This is a genomic window from Actinomadura sp. KC06 (assembly GCF_004348735.1).
In the GTDB taxonomy this organism is placed as follows: domain Bacteria; phylum Actinomycetota; class Actinomycetes; order Streptosporangiales; family Streptosporangiaceae; genus Spirillospora.
The window spans coordinates 1-5030 of the sequence record NZ_SMKT01000303.1 but is presented as its reverse complement, the minus strand read 5'-3'; the positions used below and the strand labels follow the sequence as shown (position 1 = coordinate 5030).

Below are 5030 nucleotides of genomic sequence, written 5' to 3'. Positions count from 1 at the left end.
CGCCCAACCCGTCACCGTCCACCCGCCCTCACCCCACCGCCCGTGTCCTACCGCCGGTGTCCTACCGCCCGTGGGCCACCGTTCGGTTCTGGTCGGTCGTGTCTGGCCGAGCCGGGCCGTGTCTCGCTGGAGCGGCTCCCACTGGTCGTGTCTCGCCCGTTGTGTCTCACCGGTCGTGTCTGGCCGGGCCGTGTCTTGCTGGGCCGTGCCCGGCGGGTGGCGTCTTGCGTGGCCGAGCTTTGGCTGGTTATGGCTCGGTCGGCTGTGGCTCGTCTGGGATTGCAGGGTGGGCTTGCTTGGGACGGGGCTTAGGGGTTAGCGGACGTTGCGGGGGCGGAACTGGATGCTGATTCGTGGGCCGGTTGCGCGGGTGCTCTTGGGGATCGCGTGTTCCCAGGTGCGCTGGCAGCTCCCGCCCATCACGATGAGATCGCCGTGTCCGAGTTCGTGGCGGATCGTCCGGCCGCCGCCGCGCGGGCGCAGGAGCAGGCTTCGCGGCGTCCCGACCGACAGGATCGCGACCATCGTGTCCTCCTTGGCGCCGCGGCCTATCCTGTCGCCGTGCCACGCCACGCTGTCGCGTCCGTCCCGGTACAGGCACAGCCCGGCGGTGCGGAACGGCTCCCCGAGTTCCTCCGCGTAGTGGCGGTCGAGCGCGGCTTTCGCTTCGTCCAGGACGGGATCGGGCAGGACGTCGCCTTCGTCGTAGAACGCCAGCAGCCGTGGCACGTCCACGACGCGGTCGTACATGCGCCGGCTCTCCGCGCGCCACGGAACGGACGTGTGAAGGCGCTCGAACAGCGCGTCCGCCCCCGGGATCCAGCCGGGCAGGACGTCGACCCAGGCGCCATGCGACAGCCGTGTGCGCCGCGCCGAACTCAGCGGACGCGGACCGCGCTCGTCCGTCTCGTCCAGCAGCGAGGCTTGGAACATGCCCTCACTGTACCCGCCAAGCCAAACATGTGTTCGATGTCGGGGGTCGGGCTGGGACGTCAGAAGTCGTCCAGCATGTCCTTGAGGAGCGCGACGGTGCGGGCGGGAGGGGCGGCGCGGATGACCAGCGAATCCATGATCTCCTTGTAGCGGTCGGCTTCCCTGCCCTCCGGGTAGCGGGCGCCGGTCAGCTGTTCGAGGTAGACGACGTCGTCCAGGTCGTGCTCCGCGAACCGGATGACCGTGATCGGGCCGCCGAGCGCGAGATGACCGCCCGCCGAGAACGGCAGGAGCTGCACCTTCACGTTGGGCATGCGCTCCGCCACGGCGATCAGGTGCTCGACCTGCGCGCGCATCGTCGCGTTCCCGCCGATCGGCCTGCGCAGCGCCGCCTCGTCGATCACCGTCCAGAACCTGACCGGGGCGACGGGACGGAGCAGGATGTCCTGCCTGGTCATCCGCACCCTGAGCCGCCGGTCGAGCTCGTCGTACGCGGCGTGGTGGTGCTCCAGCCCGATGACCGCCCGCGCGTACTCGACCGTCTGCAGGAGCCCCGGGACGTACTGCACCTCGTAGCTGCGGATCGTCGCCGCCGACTGCTCCAGGCCGACGTACTGCTCGAACCAGGTCGGCACCACATCGCCGTAGCTCTGCCACCAGCCCGGCTTCTTCGCCTCCAGGACGAGTTCGACGAAGCCCTTCCTTTCGTCCTCGTCGTCCAGGCCGTAGAGGTCGAGCAGGTCGAGGACGTCCCGCACCTTGAATCCGTGGCGGCCGAGCTCAAGCCGGCACATCTTGGACGCCGACCCGCGGATCGCCGCCCCCGCCTCCGCCCGCCCGATGCCCTTCTCTTCCCGTAACCGCCGCAGCCGCGCGCCGATCTGCATGCGCAACGCTGTCGGGCCGGCCGCGCGCGCGGCGTCCTGCCGATTGTCAAGCACAAGATCTCCAGCGTCTCGTACGTCACGACAACTCTCGGAGCGTCTCACAGGCAAGATGGACGCGCAGGCGACCTCCGGTCAGAGGTATGTAACCACCGACCTGGTGTACAAATCACATCATTGTCTGTGAACGACCAGGCAGGATCGTTCCACTTTCCCGGCGTCAGCGCGGAGGAACCAGCAGATCGAGATCAGCTCTCGTCACCCGCGCCCGTTCGGCAACGCGGTCGCGGTCGGTGCCCGTCGTGGCGACGATCTCGATCGCGCGGGTCAGCATTGTCGGCTGCTCAAGGGCCTTCGCCGGCCCCGGCTCCTGACGCCGCCATCCCCGCGAACTCAGTACGCTCATCGCGTTCCGGTACGCGGCCTCTTTCATGACGCTCAATGTGCGCGCCCGATACAGCAGTGCCGCCATGCTGACGCCCCACGCCACTTTCAATTCGGCCAGCCGCTCCCAGTCGGCGCTCGCCGGCAATTCACTGCCGATGTCGTCCTCGGGCATCAGGAATTCCGCCGCGAAGCGGTGGGCCTGATCCTCGACGATTTTCTCCCCGGGTTCCGCGTCGGCGTGCATCACCAAGTGCCCCAGCTCATGGGCGGCGTCGAAACGGTTGCGCCAGTAATCGCCCTTGGCCGGATTGAAGAACACCATCGGCCGCGGATGGACGCCGACGCTGAACGCGTCGACCCGCTCCGCCGCCCCCGGCAGGACGAGCACGATCACTCCGTGCCCTTCGAGCAGCCTCACCACATGCGGAACCGGTCCCGGCTCTCCGACCAGGGCTTTTCTCGCGACCCGAGCCGCTTCTACCGGGCCGCTTCCGGCGATCTCGTCCGGCGACACCGCGTACTCCGGTAGATCGACCTCGGGGAAATCGACGAGGTCTTCTAGCGCGGCCACCACGTCGGTGGCGATCCGTCCATAGGCGAGCGCCTGATCCCGCTCGATCTGACTCGTCGACCTCAGCGATCTGAAATGCGCCCCGTCCAGCGAGGCACGGCTCCGCCCGCGCTGAAAGAACTCCACGGGGACACCGAGCGCGATCGCCAGGCGCCGCACCATCGGTTCCTCGGGCGCCTGCACCCCGGCCTCGTACCGCCCGATCGCCTTCGGCGTCGTCCCGACCGCCTGCGCGACCTGATTCTTACGCAACCCCCTGAGCCGCCGGGCAAGCGTCAGCCGCTCGCAGTCGAACAGCACCCGCGCCACCCTTTGCTAGGCCGATTTCGTCTCCCCACGGAGCCGCATCGGGACGTCGGCTTCCCCGTCGTCCCACAACGGCATCGTCCGCTCGACGAGCTTACGACGTGGATCGGGCCCAATGGCGTCGTCCAGCTCCTTCACCCAGTGCCAGGCCGTCCCTCCGTCCGCGTTCCACCTGGGCCGCCCCAGGAAAAGCTCCATTTCCAGCGGCTCGTCGGTGGCGCTGTGCGCGAGCACCAATGTCACCACCCCGGGCGTGTCGCGCTGGATCCCGAGCGGCAACTCCAGCTGCGGATCCTCGGTATATCCCTGCCGCGCCACGGCCTGCTTGGTGGGGCTGTCGCGATCCCACCGAATGCCCCGCACGTTCCCGAACTCGTGCCGCTTCAGCAGCACCCGGTACGGCCCGTAGCGCCACCCGGGCGAGCCGTTCAGATCGTCCCGGACGACCTGCGGCTCGTCCTCGAAGACCCGGTCGATCCACGTCGCCAGCACGTCGAACGCGCTGACCCCGTACGACCGCTCCGTGAACCCCGCCGCCCGGCTCAGGGACCCCAGGACGGCCAGCGTCGCGTCCCGGTGCGCGTCCCGCAGCGCATGCAGGAAGCCGGCCGCCAAGAGCTCGTCCCAAACAACCCTGTCCTCAGCCACCCGCCCACTCTAGGCAGCGGCACCGACATTATGAGCAGCCCTCGAACTGCGGCACCTCTCCGACCAGCGCGATCCCGCTCTTCCCGAACCACTTGCGCAGCAACTGACCGGCGGTCCCGTCCTGATACATGGTCGTGAGGGCCCGGTTCACCGCCTCGCACCCGTCGACGTCGCCCTTTCGCAGCCCGACCCCGTACCGCTCGTCGGTGAACGGCGCGTTCACGATCTTCAGATCCTGCGCCGCGAACCCGGCCAACACCAAATCTCCGGTGGAAACAGCGTCAACCATCCCACCACGCAATTTCGCCACACAGTCGCTATAAGAAGACCCCGGGACAAGCCTCGCCGCAATACTCAGCCCCTTGACGACCCGCTCCGTGGAAACCGATCCACTGGCCTGACACATCCGCCGCCCCGCCAGGTCACGCACATTCTGGATCCGAGTCTCTCCATGTCGCACCATGATGTCCTGGTGCGCCACATAGTAGGGCCCACCGAACGTGACGAGCTTGGCCCGATCAGGCGTAATCGAGTACGAGGCGAGCACGAGATCGACTTCGCGCCCGTTCAGCTTCTGCTCCCGATTATCCGACCTGACCTCCCGGAATTCCACCCGCGAAGCCCCGATGTGCCGGGCGATGTACGTCCCCACATCGACCTCGAACCCGCGGAAGACACCGCCTTCCCTGAACCCGAGCCCAGGCTGGTCGGCCTTGACCCCGACCACGATGAGATCGTCCTCCGAAACGGACGCCCTCGCAGCCGAACACCCCACGAGCACGACACTCAACAAGACCGCCAGAACAGCACGCACACGGCCATGCCTACTCCCGCAACAACATCACCAGATGAACACCAAATGACCACCCCTCAACCACCGGACGACACAGATCTCACTTCGCAGCCCGCGACCTCCGCTGCCGGCTGCTCCTGATTGGCGTGGCCTTACCCTCAGTCACCGCCCTCTCGTGCTGCTGCCACCCCTGAAGCCACTTCCACCCGGCCCCGAGTGCCGCAGTAGTGGCCGCCACCATGAACGCGGTCACCTGATCCTGGTTGAGCTGAGCCCCAGGAACGAGCTGCGCCACAGCCCCCGCCAGCCACCCAGCCGCGATGGCGAACACTGGCGTGAACAAAGCAACCCCACGCCCCAACCAGGACCATTCACTCGCCGGCCCTTCGCCCGCAGCATCCGGCCCAACAACCTCGTCACCCGAATTTTCCACCACGAACATCACCCATTCCTCTGGCAGACGGCCACCCACCAACCAGCCGCCCTTTCGACACCGACCCCCCAAGCC

General features: G+C 67.7%; 5 protein-coding genes. All 5 read right to left on the bottom strand.

The window, feature by feature from the left end; genetic code table 11:
* Window positions 1-315: 315 nt before the first annotated feature.
* The 5 genes from E1287_RS41965 to E1287_RS41945 all read right to left on the bottom strand — a co-directional run bounded on the left by E1287_RS41965 (window position 316) and on the right by E1287_RS41945 (window position 4543).
* A complete protein-coding gene (locus E1287_RS41965; RefSeq protein WP_131971499.1) occupies window positions 316-933 on the bottom strand; it encodes an alpha-ketoglutarate-dependent dioxygenase AlkB in 618 nt (205 codons plus the stop codon).
* A gap of 59 nt (window positions 934-992) precedes the next feature.
* Window positions 993-1874 (bottom strand): helix-turn-helix transcriptional regulator, encoded by an 882-nt coding sequence (locus E1287_RS41960; protein WP_243719818.1) that lies wholly within the window; start codon window positions 1872-1874, stop codon window positions 993-995.
* Window positions 1875-2037: 163 nt separating this feature from the next.
* Window positions 2038-3075, bottom strand: a complete 1038-nt coding sequence (locus E1287_RS41955) for an ImmA/IrrE family metallo-endopeptidase (RefSeq protein WP_243719817.1) — start codon at window positions 3073-3075, stop codon at window positions 2038-2040.
* A 15-nt stretch (window positions 3076-3090) separates the two neighbouring features.
* Entirely contained in the window at window positions 3091-3729 is a 639-nt protein-coding gene (locus E1287_RS41950; protein ID WP_131971495.1) for a hypothetical protein, read from the bottom strand.
* A 28-nt stretch (window positions 3730-3757) separates the two neighbouring features.
* Entirely contained in the window at window positions 3758-4543 is a 786-nt protein-coding gene (locus tag E1287_RS41945) for a glutamate ABC transporter substrate-binding protein (protein ID WP_131971493.1), read from the bottom strand.
* Window positions 4544-5030: the final 487 nt, after the last annotated feature.